The following is a 19,336-nucleotide window of genomic DNA, read 5'->3' as shown; positions in this document are numbered from 1 at the left end:
ACCTTTCCTTTGATCTCGTCATGTCTTGCGCCGGAATGCGCCCACGATCCTAAATACCGGCACTGGCCCGCTTTCCTACATGCTTTAGGGAAGCTGAGCTGGTGCCGATTGTGGGAAGCGATTCAGCACACCGGTTACCCTACCGGGAATTTCCTCGTCCCCATGGTCGCAGGACGGCGGTTATCCGGCTGCACCGGTGGTAGTGGGCCTAGTTTCTCCTTCTGGCTACAGGCGATGAGACGGAGCGGGCGGTCGGATTGTTCTGCTCTCGCGCTGGTGTTAGTTCTTCATTAAACCTACCGTTGTCGTGGTTCCCAGCACGCTGACCTTGTAGCGGATGGTGTCACTTTCGTACGTGAACCATTTGGTGTCGTCGGTGGATGCCAAGAGCGCGGAGTCAGTCGCCGCAGCTTTCCTCTGTGAGGTCCATGTGTGCGGTTCGCTCGCGTCGGTCGGCGCTTCGAACGTTCCTACCCAATAGGGGCCCTGGCACACACGTCTCACGTTTCCTTACCACTGTTCGGTGTTGTAGCAAGGCAGGCGATCTCACACGGACAAATGAATTAACCTACCCTTGACAAATGAGCATGGGTAGCGAGGGCCTGGGCGCGCTCCTGCAGATGCAGTTGGGTCAGAACTCCAAGATCGTCGCGGCAACCAGTTGATCCTCGAGGAGGAAATCTGAGCGCCGCAACGTCGGCTACTTGTTACCCTTGGCGCGGTTATGCGTCTGGCAGAGCATCTCCAGGTTGGTGAGGTCCGTTGCCCCGCCCATTGACCACGCCGTCACGTGGTCAGCGTCCATCTCATGGGGCTTGTAGATGCGCGTCTTGTTGGCGTTGTCGTTGACCGCGCATGTCGGGCAGTTCGACACGCCGTCTGCCTTAGCCTTCTGCGTCTGCTGCTCATACGCAACACGCTTCATCTTGTCGTCGAACAGCCTGATCGCCAGCAGTTGCTTGTCCTTCTTGCCGCCCAGCAGATACTCATAGATCCCCTTGAGGTTGGTGACCGCGGGGTCACCGCGCAGGTCATCCACGTCGGCGTCGATGGAGGCCGCGTTGTATGCCGTCGAGTGGTAGAGCTCGTACAGCCGCCCCCATTCGAGCCCCTTCATCTCCTTATCGGGCGGACGCGTGAAGACGCTGCCGACCCAGTCGATCACCGAGGTGAAATAGGTCTTGAGCCCGGCAATGTTGGTGTCCTGGCGATGCTGCGCGAGGTAGGCGTCGATGCTCTTGCCCTGGGAGGACGAAACCCAGCCCAGCGCGACCTCGAGGACCTCCTGGCGCTTCGGATCGCCCTTGATGTACGACGACCACTTCTGCATGTTGGCGTTGTTCGAGTTGCTGAACTCAGCCTTCGCCTTAGTCATGAACGGGCCCGAGTAAATCGCGTTCAAAAGCTCCTGTCTGTTGAGCGGGACGCCAGCGATGTTGATCGTCTGGAACCACTCCTTGATCTCCTTCTCGGTGCCTTCGCACTCATAGACCAGCAGCTCGCTCTCCTTGAGGAGCTTTTGGTCTTCCGGGGGGAGCGACGAGAAGGTCTGCTCCTTGCCATCGACCTTAATCGCGAACTTGCCGGTGATGAAGCGACCGATGCTTGTGATGCGCTGCTGGCCGTCGAGCACCTCGAGGACGTCGCCGTCGACATTAAAGTAGATCAGCCCGAGCGGGTAGCCCTTGAGCAGAGACTCGATGACGGCGACGTCCTTTTTGCCGTCGTTGTAGATGTAGTTGCGCTGGAACTCCGGCTGGATGACGAGCCGGCCGCCGAGGCCGTACAGACCCCTGCCCTCAAGCTCGTTATAGACGAATCCCTCGACGATCTTTGTGACGGTGTACTGCTCGAGCTCGGTCTTCACGAGGCGTCCTTTCGACGGATGAAGATTCGCTGGTAGGCAGACTGGATTACATGTCCTTCATCATTAATGAAGTAGTTTTTTTTGCCGTCATTCCCAGCAATGTTCGCGTTCTCGTTGGTCTTGTTTCCTGACGAACCGGTTGGCGTGCCATCCTGACGCATTTCGCGATAGTCGTTGTACTTCTTAAAGTCGGGAACATCGGCGTGGCATCCGCGTTGAGTTGCCCCAAGAATCTCGAACTGGTCGGGATCATGCTTGTCCAAAAACGTGATAGGCACACCCATCACGCCGTCGTAATCACTTGGGATCGCGTCGATGAACGGCACTTCAATGGCATCATAGTTGTCGTACTTGCGATAACCGACAGAACGAACCTCCTTATGTCTGCTGAACTTGATGTTGTCCTCGGTGGACATCAACTGAAGCGGCTGATGACGCCGACCATGGTCCAGGTTGGTAAACCAGCATGAGTTTCCTAAACGCGTGTAGTCGTACTCATCGTTCGGTGGATACCCGAGTTTCTCTGCTTTAAGACGATCGGAATCTTTCACCGGCGCGCCCTTCGGAACACCGAAGACCATATCCGTCGCATTGGCCGTCGCACCCTTCCACATGCGATTCGCTTTAATCAGCGGGAAAATCTCCCGATAGGTGGTCGCGTTGCTGTTAGCGATTACGGAGAATTTCTTGTCGGCGGCGACAACCCAGGCCGTGAAATCACGAAAGAGGCTGAACGGCGGGTTAGTGATTACGATGTCCGCCTCGTCGCGCAGGGCTGTCACCTCCGGACTACGGAAGTCGCCATCGCTCTCGAGGTACTCCCATTGGAGGTCGTCGATGTTAACGATGCCGTCGTCGTTGATGTCTTTCGGCTCAAGAGTGAATTTTTTGCCGTTGACTCTGGTCCTTTTGGGGTCGAACTTAGGATCGTCGAGTTCGAAGTCAGTGGGCTCGTGGAACGCGCCGGCAGGGTTGCTGTCAGGGGCGTACGACGTCGAAATCAGTTTCTTGATGCCGTATTCCATGAAGTGCAGGGCGAAAAACTTGGCGAAGTTGCTCCACTCGGGGTCATCGCATGGGAGCAGGACGACCTTGTCGCGGAAGACATCCGGGTTGTACTCGAGGTAGGCGTTCATTTCGCGTTCGATGTCAGCCCACTGGGTGTAGAACTCGTCGTTCTTCGCGCTCTTCGCTGCAGACAGGTGACTGTTCGCAACCGTTGTCATTCTGGTCCTTGCTCGTCTGGGATGCACCACCAGGACTGGGGCACGCCTGGCATCCTATCGGCGCGCAGCATCGAATCTTCGCAGACGAGGCAGGCGATGACGGGAGAATCAGGACAACGCCGGCATCAGGGGTGGTTATCGGCATTCAGTGGCAGTCAACCGACGCAGTGCTCTAGCAGATGTTCACGGGGTACCGCAGATCGTGCACGCCCACCAGGGCACCTCAATGACCTCCAAGCCGGTGGCCGCGCTGCTGGCCGACCTCGGTGTCACCGGTCCGATTCGGGGCCCAGCGTGTCGAACGACAATCCGTACTCGCCAGGCGAGGTGCAAGTCGATGAAGTACGCTCCGGCCTTCCCCGAGCGCTTCGGTTCGCTGGCCGACGCCCGGACGTTCATGGCCGATTTCATCGAGGCGTACAACCGCGACCACCACCACGCCGGAATCGGGTTGCACACCGTGGCCGATGTCCACTACGGCCACGCCGCAACTGTGATGAAGCAGCGCTCAGCGGCCCTGGCCACGGCCCGCGCCACCACCCCGGGCGCTTCACCACCGAAGACCCGAGAGTCCCGGGCTTCCTGTCGACGCCTGAAGCAACCGCCCACCGGCCGCAAAACCCAGAGCCGCCTGGCACCCGTTGGCCTCAAATACCTTGAAAATCTCCATGGGACGCACTAACGATGCAGTGAGATCCGCCACCTGAGCCAGCAGGCGGGGCAAAATGTAGCTCATGGGGATTGGAAAAAGGGACTGGCGGCGGCTTGGCTGGGGTGTCGCGGTCGCGACATGCTTGGTGTTTGTATTGGTGCTTGTAGCGCAGGCACTTGGGGCGACCGGTAATGAATTTGACCGATGGGTGGATTGGGCGTCTATCGGTGGATTGGTGGTCGCTGCGGTCACTCTAGGGCTAACAAGGTGGGGGCCGCGTATTCACGCTGAAAGAAATGCGGCTGAGATGGCGGATATGTTAACGCCCGAGGTGCTCTCAGCGGAAAAGGAGTCATTGCGTCAGTTGCTGTATGCGGGCGAGGCCCCAGGACGTACAGCAAATTTGACCTACCAGTCAGATCGGGCTGTGGGGGATTTGGTTGGCATACGTGATTTCTACATGGAGCGCACGGGGAGGCGAATGCTCATACTGGGAGCGCCGGGAGGTGGGAAGTCCATTCTTGCCTTGCACCTACTGTGCGAGCTAGCGCGAGAACGGCCCGGTCTTAGTGAGTCCGCGCGGGCGAAAGCTCCGGTGCCGGTGCGGTTTGACTTGGCCGATTGGGATGTTAGATATTCCTTTGAGGAATGGCTGACTTTGGCCCTGATGGGCCGGTATACCAATTTGACAGAGGAAGCTACGAAGAGACTAATTAACGCGGAACTGATATTACCGGTATTGGACGGTCTCGACGAAATGGACTCGCCTAGTATGGAGCCGGTTCGTGCGCGAGCTGCTATCGAACATCTTAACCGGTATGGGGGTGGTGACCCAAACTTACCAGTGGTAGTGACATGCCGAAACGTGGAGTATTGGCGTATTCATAAAGAGTTGGTGGATTGTGATTTGGTGACTATCAACTCCTTGGATAAGAACCATGTTTCCACCTATATGAGCCGGGAGCTAGGTGCAACCCAGGATCGGGCGGCTCTAAAGGAATGGGAATCCCTAAGTATTGCCGTCGCCAGTGAGTGGGTATTTGACCTATTGGAAACACCGTGGGTACTGACTCTCGCTGTAGCTTTCTTGCGACATGGCGGTTCGGCAAAAGATTTAATGCCTCTATCAGACGAATTGCGTCAAAGCTACAGATTGCGGATACGGGGAACGCTCTTGTCTCAATACGTCATGGTTCGAACTTGCGAGAGCGGCATGACTCAGTCCTTGAGAAACAGCGAGGCATACACAACTGAACAGGTTGAAAGGTGGGCTGCGGCTCTTGCCCGGAATCTTGGGGACAGAGTCGACATTCGACTGACCGACTGTTGGCGTATTGGCGGTTTTAATAAGGTGCGGGTAATGCACGTCTTTATAGGCCCAATTCTGTTTTTTTGTGCTCTTTCGATGATAGTAATGAGTGAGTTCTACTGGGACATCGAATTTTTGGTTCGGGAGTTTTTTAATTTGCCTCAAATTATAACCAATACCCCCATTGGCTGGATTATCGGGGCGGTTTTACTTTGCCTAGGCGCTGTAGTACTTTTTGGAAGATCCCTATGGTTGGCAGCATCCGCACGCATCTATCCGATACAGCATCCAATTTCTTTGACATCCTTCCGTACATTGAAATTTTGGAAAGTATTCTGGGTAACGTTCTTGTCCGATATTGTAGCTATGTGCGTATTCTGGTTTTTGCTTGAATTGGTACTCGAGCCGGCTGTGGGGCTCGAAGTCGGTCTCGCGTTTGCCCTCATAGTTGGAATCTGGGACGGGGTCACAGACGGGCTGAGTACAAGCATCTATATCGTGTCTCCGGCGAGCCCGGTGTATTCCGACCTTTTAAAGTGGCTGGGAAACGTGCTCGTGACCGGATTTGCAGGCGCAATTGGAGGCATGATTGTGGCAGGAAATGAAGTTGGTTTCATGGCCGCGTTTGGGCTCGGGTTAGTGATCGGTTTCGGGTGTACTCTTGGACTCGGATTCGGTCAAATTTGGTTGCGGTACATGATCGGTGGGATTAACGCGGCCATGCATGGCATGTTGCCACTACGGCTCAATCGATTTTTGGTATGGGCCGTTCGCTCTGGACTTATGCGTCGCTCGGGGTCGGCATACCAGTTCCGGCATCTCAGCCTTCGTAACCACTTCCAGGGGAGACCCCCATCGCCTGCAGATTGACAAGATTCATCGGCTCGAACTTCCTCTTAGGCCAATAGCTACTAAGAATTGCACGGCAGATCCTGCCTTCAATGGATGCAATCAGGTTTGCGGCCGAGGCTAGCGAGGCGATCTTCTCCTGTTGCTATTCTTCATGTCCGATAATTTTCCCCGGGTCATTTTTCCCCCTGTAGCAGTGGTGGTTTGGGCCCTCTGTGCCTCGTGCAGTGGCGTAAGACTGGATGTGTTTGTCTCGCTATGCCGAGTCCGTCAGAAGCGGTCCTCCCAGACCTCGTCAGCGGCGGCGTATTAGGATCCCCTGATTTGCTACTGACTATGTCCGTGGTCGGAGAGGAGCGGAGGCGATTGCATCGCGTTCGCCATATCGTGTCTTGGAACGCATGGGTTGCGAGGCGGATTAGATGTAAGACAATCCCTGCCGTGGTCGGCACCTGATCGTGCATCAGTCCCGTGTGCGTCCTTGACCGGGTCGGTGTGGGTGGTCAGGCGAAGAGCCATCCGAAGGTCGCCAGTACGAGGTAGGTCATGGGCATGAGGAAGGCGGGGAGGATCGTGACCCAGTGCTGGTGGATGCCTGCGGTTTCGGATGTGCCGGGTTCGGGGGACAGGGGTGAAGTGACCAGGTCCGCGTCGAGGTCCCGGCCCAGCTCCCGGTACTCTCCCCAGGCCAGGACCAGGACCACCACGAACAGGCCGATGGCCACCGGTGCGGCGGGCAGGACCAGCGCGACCGGCAGCTCCAGGCGGGCGGAGAACGCCGAGCCCAGGGCCAGCAGCGGGGTCCCGCAGACCAGAGGGATGCCCACCGCCCAGGGGCGGTGCATCAGTGGGCGGAACAGCTTAGGCAGGCACAGCAGCACGAGCACAAACAACCCCAGCAGCCCGACTTGGACGAGGTTGTAGGTCAACTCTTCGCCCCGGGCCCAGGTAGTGGCCGCGGCGGTGCCCACCAGCAAGGCCGCCACCTGGGTGGCGGAAAGGACCGTGATCCTCCCGACTCCGGACACTGGCTGGGTGTCGGTGGCCTGGGCGATCTGGGTGGCGTAGGCGGCAGGCTCGCCGAAGGCCTCCTCCGGGGTCTCACCGGTGGCCGAGCAGTGGGTCTCCACCTCGCCCAGGTGGTCACCGATGACGGGGCCGGGGACGTCGATCAGGCGCAGTTCCACCACGAAGTCATCGCACCAGTCGTGATGGGCCTTCACGAACGGGCGCTGCCAGACCTCGTGGGACACGGGTTGCGTGTTGGGGGTGGTGTTCATGGTGTCCTCCTCGTGGAGTACGGGGGGCCGGTGGGCACCGATTTCTCGCCGATGGTGCTGGTGGAGAGGTGATCGGTGACGACGGCGGAGAACTTCTGCCACTGAGCAATGCCGTGGGTGAGCTCGGCGCGACCGGGTTCGGTGAGTGCGAAGTACTTCCGGCCAGGCCCGCCTTCGCCGGCTCTCCACGCGACGGTGACAAGGTTGTTCTTCTCGAGCCGGGCCAGCAGTGGATAGAGGGTTCCGCCCTTGATGTCCCCGAAGCCTGCCTCGGCGAGTTCGGCCGCGATCGCATACCCGTAGGTGGGCCCCTCGGCCATGGTGCGCAGCACGCACAGCCCCAGAACTCCGCGGAGCCACTCGCTGTGCTGGGTGGTGGTGCTCATAGGTACATAGTGGCCCTACCTAGTGTGTCTGTCTACATGGCGTGGGATGTTGGCTCATCCACCAGTCAGTGCCGAGGAGCCCGGCTGGCACGCGGCCACCGGCACGGCCTGAGGTCGTCTTCCGGCACGGCATGACAGTGCCGCACACGGCAGCGGAGCTGAAGGCAGCCCTGGTGGATCGCTCCGTGCCGGCGGACGACCGTGACGGGGTGGCTGTGGCTCAGTATCTGCGCATGGCCGCTGATGCGTGGGCGGCGGCGAGGACCGAGGAGATCGCCGATCGAACTCTGGGGCGATCGCGGTTCCTGCGCCTGTTGGAGCGCGGGGCCAGCCTGGCACTCCATGATGCTGTGCAGGATGTCCGGGGGGAGCGGGGCCTCGTGGATCGGGGTGGGTCGGGCGTTAGAGATCTCCCGGCAGAGTGCCTATGAACGGCTCACCGACTGACATTGCATCTGGTGAGGGTGCGTCAACGGTGAGACCGAGTCTTAGGAGTTGTTGGTGCGTTGGCGCGTCTCGCAGTCCAAGGGATACGAGGCGTTCGCGTTACGAGACACTTGTCGATATCTTTCACGCCTCAGGTAGTCGTATCGAACCGTTTCAGCCGCGTGACCTTCTCGACAAGGACACAATAATGCACTCAGTACCGGCTCTGCTCGAGCGTGCACCTCACATGTCAGCGATAGGCTCTGGCTTGAGCTTGCACGAACGTCACCTGGCAACCAAACCGCGTTTTGCGCCCCAAAATCGATCATCCGGGGAAGCTCGACCAGCTAGATCGCGATCGAAAGCGGCTGGTCGCCGGCTTCATCGCCGCGAATAGTGTAGGAGTCGAAGTCGAGCCGCGTGTAAATCCTGAGCATGCTGATCGGGACGTCGTCTTCAGATTCAACGAAGTAGTCGTCGACGTTGATCCCTTTTTCGTCGTTCCAAAGCTCGACGATCTGATCGGCGGCCTTGTTCGCGTCGGCCCATGCAGAGGGGTCCTTGGCCACCTCTGGGAGGGTAGTGAACAGCAAGGTGACTGCATAGGCTTCGTCGTCTTCAAGCTCCGCGTCTGTCACATCGATGTATACCCCCGAAAGGTTTGAGCCAAGCCGCTTCAGGATGTTGTTGACGCGTTTTGACGATGGTTGCCTGCGGCTGTTGAACGCATCCGGGAAGAACGACCGGGAGTATCGGTTGCCCAACCACTGAGCGAACGTGCGGGCCGACCTCTTGTCCAGGTTTCCGGCGGGCGTAGCGTTTCCGAGTAGGTCCCGCTGGAGTGTCCGCCGACCGATCAGGTCGGCTTCGAATGCGCGTCCAACGATGGCGACGTGCAGTTTTCTGGGGTTCCCCCCGAAGGCGTAGGTGCCCTCAACTGCATCGATCAGGCGCACGGGCACAACATCGACGAAAGGTTCGTTGTCCAAGCTCCGGGCGACTACGTCACACGGGTGAGACGCGATGAGCCATCCGTCGATGCCGCCACCGTCGAGTCCAAGGTCGCGCGCGGCGTCAGCGCTGAGAAAAGATCCCTGTGTCCATCCGTTCGCAGTGATTGCCTCGAGCTCACTGAAGCTCATCTGACCGACTGGGGGCCGAGGGGTCTTCCTGTCGCAACGTCAAAGTTTGACTCTGAACGTCGCGGGGTACGCGACTTGAGGTCTTCCCGGAAGCGGCTACGACGCGTGACGCTACTCGCCGCCGTCGCCTCATCGGCCAGTGCCATCCAAAGACTATCGGCGTCGAGAACTTCGGAGGACAGAAGTGCGACGAAGCCCCTCGACGGTGTTGCACCACGGAGGGAGGCAGGTCCTGGCGTCCCGGGCACAAGCTTTAGCCACTCATCGGCCAGCGATGCCATAAAGTGAAGGCGTTTTTCATTCTCTGGGCGAAGCTCGGGATTTTCCTTTAGCCACGAGTAGATCGTTGGACGCTTAACGCGCAGCACCAATGCGAGATCGGTGACAGACAGGTGGAATGCTGACCGGATAGTGTTGACAAGCTCGGAGACAGGACGACGCTCTGAGACGGGTACCTGCGGTTCCAGGTCGAACAAGGACCACGACCTGGTCGATGACATGTGACTGCAGTATGCCAGCCACCGAAGAGGGTCAGATCCCGTCCCTAAGTCCGCCGAAAGCGCCTCGACCAACTGCCGTGTAACATTCGCCCCGCTGTCGGTTCCCGCAGCCAACGGCGTGAATGCCCATTGCGTTCCCGTCCGCGGACGTTCGAGTATGTCGGTCATTTCATTTTCCTGTCTGGTTGCTTGGCACGAGTCCCCACTTTTCCATGGCTGCGGGCCTCACAGATTTCCAGAACGCGGCGCTGGCCGGCCCATGCACCGCCCAGAGTCGAGGCTCGATCACGTCGAAGTTGAAGGCAGTCCGGGACTCATCTGAGCTGTCAATATCCAATATTGCATGGATACCCGGCTTTACGGCGGCCAACTGTGGAAAGTCGGGTGTCAGCAGATCCGGCGGAAGAATCGGGGTGTTCTCCACCTGGTTCATTCGGATTAGGAGCTGACCGACTGCCGACCGGGCGAGGATTTGCTGGCTGGACAACAGCGATTCCACCCCCAATTCCTCCGGGCTAAACGTCGTGACGGCTTCTGTGAAGATCTCCGTGAGATCGGAGCCGACGTCCACGACCGCGTCGACATACCTTAAGCCGATCCGGTCGGCGTAGCTAGGTTGAACCTCTCGGCTCAACACATCGACGACGAGTCGCAACGGCTCTTGAAAGTCCTCGAACGTCTGGTAGTCGGTCACCTGCAAAGCAATCGAGGAGGTTGTCAGGGTCATCACGCGTTTCTTGTCGGCCGATGCGAACGACCACCGAAGACTCGGCTGCAGCTGGACGCCTCCTTCGGCGCCGAACTGAATCTGTTGCTGGGTAGCGACGGAGTAGTCGGGGAAACCGTTGTTGCGAAGACGGTCCTGAATTGCGGTGACGTGTCGATCAATCGCCAGTACGGGAGAGAAGCGAATTTCGCAGAGGACGAGCACTAGGGGCGAGTGCTCCAAGTGGGGACGACGTGGAGCGGCGACATCAGTCATGACCGCAGTTTACACATAACTTTACACTCCGAAGAAGGGTGGAAGAAGGACAGGGGTGCGTCATGAGCCGAGCCTGTCCGTCTGTGTCGCCAGGCGCGGTCCAGAGCTGTGTCTCGCATCCCATGGGATGCGAGACGTCTCGTCCGGAAAATTTGCGCCCGCATGAATCCGCGGTTGGGCATGTCTCGCATCCTTGTGCTTTATCCATGACTCTAGAATCGGCTACTCAACGTCGGTTGCGAGACAGATGAGGTCGACATGGGGAAGCTGATCGGGTATGCCCGGGTCTCGACACCGCAGCAGGACGCCGACCGTCAAGTGCATGACCTGCTGGGTGCCGGCGTCCGGCACGATGACCTCTATGGGGACCATGGAGTGTCTGAAGGGCGCGCATTTCGTCCGGCCTTCGACAAGGCGGTGGCCGCCCTCAAGGAGGGCGACACGCTCGTCATCACCACGCTGGACCGGTTGGGGCGGTCGACGCAGAACATGCTGACCTCGGCCGAGGCGCTGCGGGGGAGAGGCGCGGGATTGCGGGTGCTGAACCTCGGCGGGGGACACGTGGACACCGCCACCCCGATGGGATCGATGGTGTTCACGGTGATGGCTGATTGGGCGCAGATGGAGCTGGAGATTAAGCGGGAGCGGATCACCGACTCGGTAGCCAAACGCCGTGCCGCCGGCAAGGACCTGGGTGGGCGGCGCCAGACCTTCACCGACTCCCAGATCCGCAACGCGCTGCGCCTGATCGAGTCCGGGGATCCGGCCACCCAGGTGGCCCGGGACTTGGGGATGTCTCGGGCCACGCTGTACCGGCGGATCCAGGAGCTGCCCTCCATTGTGAGCTGAGGACCCAAGCGGTATTCTTGGTCGTTTCTCGTCCAGCACAGGATTTAGAAATGGTTTCAATAGTTATGGCTGAGGCGTTGAGTGGAGTCAGCCGGGCTGGTGATCATGACTGCCATGGCGAGTCAGAGAGCGTCCGGACGACTGGTCAGCGACCAGTTGTGGGAGTTGCTGGAACCGCTGATCCCACCTCTTCCGCCGACGAAGAACGGGCGCACCGGGCGGCCGCGGATCGATGACCGGGCCGCCTTGGAGGGCATCCTGTTCGTGGCCGAGAACGGCATCGCGTGGAAGAAACTCCCCACCGAGCTGGGCTTCGGTTCCGGGGTCACCTGCTGGCGCCGACTGCGGGCCTGGCAGGAGGCCGGGGTCTGGGAGAAGCTGCACCACGCCGTGCTGGACCAGCTCGGGCAGGACGGGGCGCTCGACTGGTCGAGAGCGACTCTGGACTCGGTCAGCGTCCGGGCCAAAGGGGGGGCGAGCTGACCGGCCCCAACCCCACCGACCGCGGCAAACTCGGCACGAAGTACCACCTGCTGGTCACCGCCGACGGGCTGCCCTTGGCAGTGGCGATCACCGGGGCCAATCGCCATGACTCCATGCTCGTAGAGCCGATCCTGGACGGGCTGAGCCCGGTCAAGGGTCGAGGCCGGGGACGGCCACAGCGCCGTCCGGGGAAGCTGCACGCGGACAAGGCGTACGACAACCGGCGGGTGCGCCGCTACCTGCGCCGGCGCGGGATCACCGCCAGGATCGCCCGGATCGGTGTGGACTCCAGCGAACGCCTGGGCCGGCACCGATGGGTCGTGGAACGCACGATCTCCTGGCTACTGGCCTTCCGCCGCCTGGCCGTGCGCTACGACCGCAGCGCCACCACGATCACCGCACTGGCGACCTTAGCCATCACCATCATCTGCGTCCGGCGACTGCCCCGGAAAGACTATTGAAACCACTTCTTTGAGAACGGGCGTGGCCCCTCCGGCCTGGGTGGAGGGGCCACGCCCGTTTCTGAGCTGTGTACTGATTCATCGGCAGATCTGACCCGGTTTTTGTCACACAAAAGGTGTGTGGTGCAGGATGCCGAGCTGACGTCGTTGACGCTGGATCAGCAGAGTTGTGCGGCTTCAGCTCATTGGTCGAACTCTAGGCAGTGAGCTCGCGATCTTGGACTCGTTCCACCTTCCCGACGAGCAGAACGTAGGACAGCACGCCCAGGGCTGCGATGACGGTCATGTAAACGAAGGCCGGCGCGAAGCTGGTCTCGGTGATCAGCAGGCCGATCACGATCGGGGTGGCGATAGAGGACAAATTGCCGATGAAGTTGAACATTCCTCCGGTGAGGCCGATCAGACGCATCGGTGCCAGCGCGGAGACGAGGGACCAGGTGATGGAGGCCAGGCCGTTGCCGAAGAAGGCGAGGGACATGAAGGTGATGACCCAGGCCGTGCTGTCGGTGAAGTTGGCGCCGATCATGGCCATGGACAGGAGCAGCCCGGTGATGATCGGCAGCTTCCGAGCCATGCCTAGCGTGGCTCCGCGGCGGACGAGGAAATCGGAGAAGACACCGCTGAGCAGCACCCCTACCAGGGCCGCGACGAAGGGCAGGGAGGCCAGGAACCCGGTCTTGATGTAGTCCATCCCGCGGTAGTCCACCAGGTAGGTGGGGAACCAGGTGAGGAAGAACCACAGGGTGGAGGTGAGGCAGAACTGGCCGAGATAGATGCCCCACAGCTTCCGGTGCCTCAGGACCACGCCCAGGTTGGCCCAGGAGAGCTTCTGAGGAGTCTGAACTCCTGACTTTTCTAGGTCGACTAGTCCCCCGCCATCGCGGATGTACTGGACTTCAGCTTCGTTGGCGAGGCGATGTTCCCGGGGGGTGCGGTAGAAGATGTACCAGATGACTCCCCAGACGATGCCGACGAGCCCGGTGACGATGAACACCCAGTGCCAGCTGAAGGTGTGCTGCAACCAGATCAGCACGGGTGTCAGCAGGGCCAGGCCGATGAATTGCCCGGAGGTGTAAAAGCCGATGGCGGTGGCGCGCTCCTTCTCGGGGAACCAGCTGGTGGCCACCTTGTTGTTGATGGGGTAGGCCGGGGCTTCGAACACGCCGACGGCCAGGCGTAGCACAAACAGCGCCACGAAACTGCCGGCCATGCCCATGAAAACCGTGGCCAAGGACCAGAGAATCAGGCAGAGGGGGTACAGCACCCGCGGCCGCACCTTATCGACTAACCAGCCGCCGGGGATCTGCATGGCCGCGTAGGTCCAGCCGAACGCGGACAGGATTAGCCCCTGCTGGGCTGTGCTGAGGCCGAACTCGTCGGCGATGGCTGGTGCGGCCACGGACAGGTTCGACCGGTCCATGTAGTTGATGACCACGGTGATGAACAGCATCACCATGATGAGGAAGCGGGCGCGGGAACGCGGCTGGTCGGTGCCCACGGTCGAGGTGTTGATGGAAGTCTTCATGAGGTCACCATTCTGCGAAGGAGCCGTCGGCGTGGCGCCAGACCGGGTTGCGCCAGCGGTGGCCCTTGCGGGCCCGTTCCAGGACGTAGTCCTCGTTGACCTCGATGCCCAGCCCGGGGCCGCCGGGGATGCGGACCATGCCGTCCTCGTAGTCGAAGACCGACGGGTCGGCCAGGTAGTCCAGTAGGTCGTTGCTCTCGTTGTAGTGGATGCCCAGGCTCTGTTCCTGGATGAAGGCGTTGTAGCACCCGGCATCGATCTGCAGGCACGCGGCCAGGGCGATGGGGCCCAGGGGGCAGTGCAGAGCCAGGGCGACGTCGTAGGCCTCGGCCATGTGGGCGATCTTGCGGGCCTCGGTGATGCCGCCGCAGTGGGAGGGGTCGGGCTGGATGATGTCCACGGCGCCGGAGGCCAGGACGTCCTTGAAGTCCCACCGGGAGAACAGCCGCTCGCCCAGGGCGATGGGCGTGGAGGTGCTGCGCAGGGGATCGAGGAAGCCGTCGACGTTCTCACTGAGGACGGGCTCTTCGATGAACATCAGCTTGTAAGGCTCGAGCTCGCGCAGCAGCACCTTCGCCATAGGCTTGTGCACGCGGCCGTGGAAGTCCACCCCGATGCCGATGTCCGGGCCGACCGCTTCACGGACCGCCCGCACGCTCTCCAGGCACAGGTCGACCTTGTCCCAGCTGTCAACGTACTGCAGCTCCGCGGTGCCGTTCATCTTCACCGCGCCGAAGCCTCGCTCCACGGCCGCCCGTGCCGCCGCGGCGGTCTCGGTGGGGCGGTCCCCGCCGATCCACGAGTAGACGCGGATCCGGTCGCGGACTTTCCCGCCGAGTAGCTCGTGCACCGGCACCCCGAGGGCCTTGCCCTTGATGTCCCACAGGGCCTGGTCGATGCCGGCCAGGGCGCTCATCAGGATGGGCCCGCCGCGGTAGAACCCGCCGCGGTACAGCACGGTCCACAGGTCCTCGATATTGCGGGGGTCCTGACCGATCAAGTAGTCCGAGAGCTCCTGGACGGCGGCGGCCACGGTCGCCGCCCGCCCCTCGACGACCGGTTCACCCCATCCCACGACGCCCTCGTCGGTCTCGATCTTCAGGAACAGCCACCGCGGGGGAACGGTGTAGGTGGTCAATTTGGTGATTTTCATGTGCTCTCCTTGCTTATTTCTCGTCGTCGCCAGTCGCTGACCGCCACGCCCGGATCAGGGCGAGGGCACGGGATGACACGTCTTCCAAGGTGACTCCAGGTTTGTAGAGGGACGAACCGATGCCCGCCCCTGAGGCGCCTGCTGCCACCCATGCCTCCAGATTGCTGGCATCAATGCCACCGACGGGGAGGAATTCGATGTCTGCTGGCAGCACTGCTTGCCACGCCTTCATGCCGGATATTCCGACCGCGTCGGAGGGAAACAGCTTTAGGCTGCGGGCTCCGGCTTTCACGGCAGCGAAAGCTTCGGTGGGCGTGGCCACGCCGGGATAACTGCGCATTCCCAGGCGGACGGTTTCAGCGATGACCTCCGGGTCCATGGTTGGGGAGACGATGATGCCGGACCCCGCTGCGTGGGCTGCGTGGACCTCTTCAACAGTCAGCACCGTTCCCGCTCCGACCGCGCAGTTCTGGGGGAGGTTCTCGCGAAGAAGGCTGATGGAGGTCAGGGGGTCTGGGGAATTGAGGGGAACTTCCAGGGCGCGGAAGCCCGCATCGTAAAGTTGTTGTCCGACCCCTGGAGCTTCCCAGGGGGTGAGGCCGCGCAGAATGGCCACGAGGCCAGTCGGTGTGTGGTTCATGCCTTTCCTTTCAACTGATGCTCAAGGAGGCCTGCAGATAATGCGATACGCCACAGGCCGTGGGTGACGACGTCGCCTGCCACCACCAAGGCGTCAACGTCAAACTGCTGCAGAGTGCGTTGATACCGTCGGCAAAGCTCCGGCTCCCCGCACAGCAACACCTGTGCCGATGGGGTGTCGAATCCCGTGGATAACCAGCTAGCGACACAGGAGGCGACCTCGGCGCCGATCATGAGCCCGGAGATGTAGTCGTTCACCTGCTCGGCCGGCATGCGTCCGGTCAGTGGCAAGGTCCGTGCCGTGAAGAGACTTGCCAGAATCCCGCCCTCCGGACCGGTTTCCAGCGACGTCTGGACGCCACGGTCGAAGGCACCCAGGTCGGGTGCCTCGGGCTGGCTGGCTAGGTGGGCCAGGATGCTGTGCTGGGTAAGGAGTCCGTAAATCTCCCCGGTCATGCTGGTGAGGAAATCGACGACGTCGACTCCCTGGACGCGCACCCATTTCGTGTGGGTCCCAGGAAGCACGATGACTCTTTCGGTGGGGCCATCACCGCCATCGACAGCGGCTGTTCTCTCCAATATGCCCAAAATCTGCGTTTCCTCCCCACGCATCACCTGGGGCAGCTCTCCGTCATCCAACAGGCCCGGCACGATGTGCACTCGTCCACGTTGGCTGGGGACTTCGACCAGTGCATCGGCCAGGGAAGTCAGATTTTTCGGCAGGCGCTGATAGGGCACGTCGACCCATCCCTGGTTGCTGCCCACCATGCCACTGGCTAGAACAGGCATCTCTGGATGCTCGTCCAGCCAGGACCCGCACATCCGCTCGAACTCTTCCTCGAACGCAGCGCAATGGTCCTCCGCGCTCGTTGCCCGTTCCGTGACCGTGAGAATGCCGCGGCCGGCGGGTCCGGTGCGCAGGATCCTTCCTGTGTCATCGAGCAGGTAAGCCCGTGCGGAAGTGGTCCCCCAATCCAGAGCGATGAGTCGAGGATCCCCCGAGGTGGAAGAACAGGGAGAGGTGGTTGAGATCTGAGTCACAGCAGTAGTTTGACGTGAACATCCCACTATGTCCATTATCGTCGTATATATAGGGATAAGTGGTGTGGTGGGACCGTGGGAAGGGGGTACGACCTCCTTCTAGACTTTCCTTCGTGACATCTGATAACGACCTGTCTCTGCCCCCTCCCGTGCCTCAGGGAACCCGCACCCTGGCCCGTGGTCTTGACGTCCTCCAAGCCATCGCCGAAGGCGCCCACGATCTCAAGACTGTGGTGGAGGTAACCGGCGTTGGTCGCAGTACAGCTCATCGCCTGATCCAGCTGTTGGAGCTCAGGGGGTTCGTCCGGGTGGTCAATGGCAGCTCGTACACCCTCGGCCCACAGCTCATCGACTACGGTTTCCGATCGTTGCACCAGAACCCGTTGCCGGTTTTGGCCCGACCGATTTTGGAGCGCCTATCAGACACGGTCAAAGACACCGTGCACCTGGCGGTAGAGGACGCCGGGGAAGTGCTCTACCTCGACAAGATCCCGGGATCACGCGGGGCCGAAATGCGTTCACGCATTGGCCTGCGCATGCCGATGACCCGAACGGGCATTGGCAAGTCCCTTCTGCTGGATCAACAACATCGATGGGCCGGTCAATACGCCGCAGAACACCCAGGGGCGCACTCTCCGGGCGAGCTCGCCGAGTTCATCAAGTTGATGCACAACTACGCCACCCAGGACAGCACGTTGGACCTGGAGGAGAACGAACCCGGGATCCGATGCGTCGCAGCACCCATCCGCGACGCTCGAGGAGCCATCGTCGCCGCCGTCAGCGTCGCAGCCACGCAACCCTATATGCCCGCGCAGCGCATGCAGTCCCTCGTGCCGGTCGTGCGACAAGCCGCCCAAGCCATCGGACGTGAACTTGGGCGGAATGTGTAATCGGGAGGGACTGATGCACCGATAGGTGACACCTGATCTGGCTTGCCCGCAGGGCGGCCTGGAAGGATGTTGCTGTGCCCGCTCCCTATCCCCAAGAGTTCCGTGACGACGTCGTTCGCGTGGCCCGCAGCCGCGCAGACGGCGTGACGCTGGCCCAGATCGCCAAGGACTTCGGCATCCACGAGATGACCCTGTCGAAGTGGATGCGCCAGGCCGACGTCGAGGACGGCGAGAAGCCCGGGGCCACCAGAGCCGAGTCGGCCGAGAACCGTGAGCTGAAGAAGCGGATCCGCCTGCTCGAGCAGGAGAATGAGGTCCTGCGCCGGGCCGCGGCCTACCTGTCCCAGGCGAACCTGCCGGGAAAAGGTACTACCCGCTCGTGACAGAGCTCGCCGCCGACGGGGTTCCTGTCGCGGTGACGTGCCGGGTGCTCAAGCTCTCCCGCCAGCCCTACTACCGCTGGCTGGCGGACCCAGTCACCGATGCCGAGGTCGTCCAGGCATACCGGGCGAACGCGTTGTTCGACGCCCACCAGGACGACCCGGAGTTCGGCTACCGCTTTCTGGTCGATGAAGCCAAAGAGGCCGGCGAAGTGATGTGTGAGCGCAGCGCGTGGCGGATCTGCCGGGACAACGGTTGGTGGTCGGTGTTCGGGAAGAAGCGCGGCAAGAACGGGAAGAAGCCCGGACCACCGGTGCACGACGACCTGGTGGAGCGCGACTTCACCGCCGGCGCGCCGAACCAGCTGTGGCTGACCGACGTCACCGAGCACAAGACCGCCGAAGGCAAGCGGACAAACAGCTCAAACTTCGAGCGGAACCGACAGTGTCACTCATCTGAGGACCCCGGAGAGCACCTCACTCGACAGGAGCACCACCATGACCCACCACCAGCAGAGCCCCAAGGAAATGTGGGCCCAAGCGAAATGGGTTGCCCTCAACCCCGAGTTCCAGGCCAAAATCGAGCAGGCTCTCCTCGATGGTCCGTGGATGCGAGTGCGTTCTGAAGCTCTCCTCGAGGCAGTAGCGGCCGCCCAGCGCGCCGGTGAGGACCCGAACCAGTACGGTTCCCCGCAAGCACTCGTAGAGGCATACGGGCTGGAGTGGCCCACTGAGCCGGAATCGCCCACCGATGGACAGCGCGTCAACGGCGAGTAAAAGCGGATCCCGAGGCTGCCGCACGAGCAGATGACGTTGACTTGGCTTGCCCATGGGGCGGGCACTGTCGAGATCCGGGGTGCGGCTATGCGGTCGCTCGTCGGCCTGTGGACACCAAGTGCAGGGCGGCCCATATCCGCTTTACATATGGCCGGTTAGCGGCGGACCGCGTTGCAGTGCAGGTTCGGTCACTGGCGGTAGTTGCCGAGGAACTCCTCGATCCGGTCCAGGGCCGTGGCCAGCATCTCCACGGACGGCAGGGTGACGAGCCGGAAGTGGTCGGGCTCCGGCCAGTTGAACGCCCGGCCGTGGCTGACGAGGATCTTCTGCTCCTTGAGCAGGTCGAGGGCGAACTTCTCGTCGTCGACGATGTTGAACTTCTCCACGTCGAGCTTGGGGAACAGGTACAGGGCGCCGTCGGCCTGCCGGCAGGACACGCCGTCGATCTCGTTGAGCCGCCGGTGGGCGAGGTCGCGCTGGGCCTTGAGCCGCCCGCCCGGGAGGATGAGGTCGTTGATC

15 protein-coding genes and 2 pseudogenes are annotated in these 19,336 nt (G+C 61.2%); 6 read left to right on the top strand and 11 right to left on the bottom strand.

Features of this window, described 5'->3' with window-relative positions:
* Nucleotides 1–700 precede the first annotated feature (700 nt).
* Both CK505_RS13970 and CK505_RS13965 read right to left on the bottom strand, forming a co-directional pair.
* Nucleotides 701–1,867, bottom strand: coding sequence for a DUF262 domain-containing protein (locus CK505_RS13970; protein ID WP_095651474.1), 1,167 nt, complete (start codon nt 1,865–1,867; stop codon nt 701–703).
* Nucleotides 1,864–3,093, bottom strand: a complete 1,230-nt coding sequence (locus CK505_RS13965) for an adenine-specific methyltransferase EcoRI family protein (RefSeq protein ID WP_095651473.1) — start codon at nt 3,091–3,093, stop codon at nt 1,864–1,866. Before CK505_RS13965 ends, CK505_RS13970 begins: the two co-directional genes overlap by 4 nt.
* A 190-nt stretch (nt 3,094–3,283) precedes the next feature.
* Between CK505_RS13965 and CK505_RS13960 the strand changes: the two are divergent.
* Nucleotides 3,284–3,753 (top strand): annotated as a pseudogene (locus tag CK505_RS13960) (integrase core domain-containing protein); the annotation flags it as partial.
* 74 nt (nt 3,754–3,827) lie between these two features.
* Nucleotides 3,828–5,924 (top strand): NACHT domain-containing NTPase, encoded by a 2,097-nt coding sequence (locus CK505_RS13955; RefSeq protein WP_095651471.1) that lies wholly within the window; start codon nt 3,828–3,830, stop codon nt 5,922–5,924.
* A gap of 482 nt (nt 5,925–6,406) precedes the next feature.
* Here CK505_RS13955 and CK505_RS13950 read toward each other — a convergent pair whose 3' ends face one another.
* The 4 genes from CK505_RS13950 to CK505_RS13930 all read right to left on the bottom strand — a co-directional run bounded on the left by CK505_RS13950 (nt 6,407) and on the right by CK505_RS13930 (nt 10,619).
* Nucleotides 6,407–7,183, bottom strand: a complete 777-nt coding sequence (locus CK505_RS13950; protein WP_095651470.1) for a hypothetical protein — start codon at nt 7,181–7,183, stop codon at nt 6,407–6,409.
* Nucleotides 7,180–7,569 (bottom strand): PadR family transcriptional regulator, encoded by a 390-nt coding sequence (locus CK505_RS13945; RefSeq protein ID WP_095651469.1) that lies wholly within the window; start codon nt 7,567–7,569, stop codon nt 7,180–7,182. Before CK505_RS13945 ends, CK505_RS13950 begins: the two co-directional genes overlap by 4 nt.
* Before the next feature lie 773 nt (nt 7,570–8,342).
* Complete coding sequence (locus tag CK505_RS13935; protein ID WP_095651467.1) at nt 8,343–9,137, bottom strand: hypothetical protein; 795 nt, start codon at nt 9,135–9,137, stop codon at nt 8,343–8,345.
* Between the two features lie 669 nt (nt 9,138–9,806).
* Nucleotides 9,807–10,619, bottom strand: a complete 813-nt coding sequence (locus CK505_RS13930) for a TIGR04255 family protein (protein ID WP_095651466.1) — start codon at nt 10,617–10,619, stop codon at nt 9,807–9,809.
* 258 nt (nt 10,620–10,877) lie between these two features.
* On the opposite strand from CK505_RS13930, the gene CK505_RS13925 reads away from it, so the two are divergent.
* On the top strand, nt 10,878–11,468 hold the full coding sequence (locus CK505_RS13925) for a recombinase family protein (RefSeq protein ID WP_095651465.1): 591 nt from the start codon (nt 10,878–10,880) through the stop codon (nt 11,466–11,468).
* A gap of 114 nt (nt 11,469–11,582) precedes the next feature.
* Nucleotides 11,583–12,412 (top strand): IS5 family transposase gene (locus CK505_RS13920; protein WP_095651504.1). Its coding sequence is split into 2 segments (ribosomal slippage): nt 11,583–11,937 and nt 11,937–12,412, totalling 831 coding nucleotides; the frame shifts between segments, so codons are not numbered across the junction.
* Nucleotides 12,413–12,608: 196 nt separating this feature from the next.
* On the opposite strand, the gene CK505_RS13915 is transcribed toward CK505_RS13920, so the two are convergent.
* The 4 genes from CK505_RS13915 to CK505_RS13900 are packed head-to-tail and all read right to left on the bottom strand — an operon-like array spanning nt 12,609 to nt 16,770.
* Nucleotides 12,609–13,937, bottom strand: coding sequence for an MFS transporter (locus tag CK505_RS13915; RefSeq protein ID WP_095651464.1), 1,329 nt, complete (start codon nt 13,935–13,937; stop codon nt 12,609–12,611).
* A gap of 4 nt (nt 13,938–13,941) precedes the next feature.
* Entirely contained in the window at nt 13,942–15,090 is a 1,149-nt protein-coding gene (dgoD, locus tag CK505_RS13910; protein WP_095651463.1) for a galactonate dehydratase, read from the bottom strand.
* A 13-nt stretch (nt 15,091–15,103) separates the two neighbouring features.
* Nucleotides 15,104–15,730, bottom strand: a complete 627-nt coding sequence (locus CK505_RS13905; protein WP_095651462.1) for a 2-dehydro-3-deoxy-6-phosphogalactonate aldolase — start codon at nt 15,728–15,730, stop codon at nt 15,104–15,106.
* Nucleotides 15,727–16,770 (bottom strand): 2-dehydro-3-deoxygalactonokinase, encoded by a 1,044-nt coding sequence (locus tag CK505_RS13900; protein ID WP_176475366.1) that lies wholly within the window; start codon nt 16,768–16,770, stop codon nt 15,727–15,729. The genes CK505_RS13905 and CK505_RS13900 overlap by 4 nt, the downstream gene beginning before the upstream one ends.
* Before the next feature lie 113 nt (nt 16,771–16,883).
* On the opposite strand from CK505_RS13900, the gene CK505_RS13895 reads away from it, so the two are divergent.
* Together CK505_RS13895 and CK505_RS18940 are read left to right on the top strand one after the other, a co-directional pair.
* Nucleotides 16,884–17,660, top strand: coding sequence for an IclR family transcriptional regulator (locus CK505_RS13895; protein ID WP_217987558.1), 777 nt, complete (start codon nt 16,884–16,886; stop codon nt 17,658–17,660).
* Nucleotides 17,661–17,734: 74 nt separating this feature from the next.
* A pseudogene (locus tag CK505_RS18940) lies at nt 17,735–18,450 on the top strand (transposase); the annotation flags it as partial.
* Between the two features lie 555 nt (nt 18,451–19,005).
* On the opposite strand, the gene CK505_RS13885 reads toward CK505_RS18940, so the two are convergent.
* Nucleotides 19,006–19,336: aminotransferase class I/II-fold pyridoxal phosphate-dependent enzyme (locus CK505_RS13885; protein ID WP_141246831.1), on the bottom strand; the 331-nt coding region annotated here is incomplete at its 5' end.

This window comes from Kocuria sp. WN036 (assembly GCF_002287015.1).
GTDB classification, from domain to species: domain Bacteria; phylum Actinomycetota; class Actinomycetes; order Actinomycetales; family Micrococcaceae; genus Kocuria; species Kocuria rosea.
Note: the sequence above shows the minus strand (reverse complement) of the source record. Positions and strands in the feature narration are given on the sequence as shown.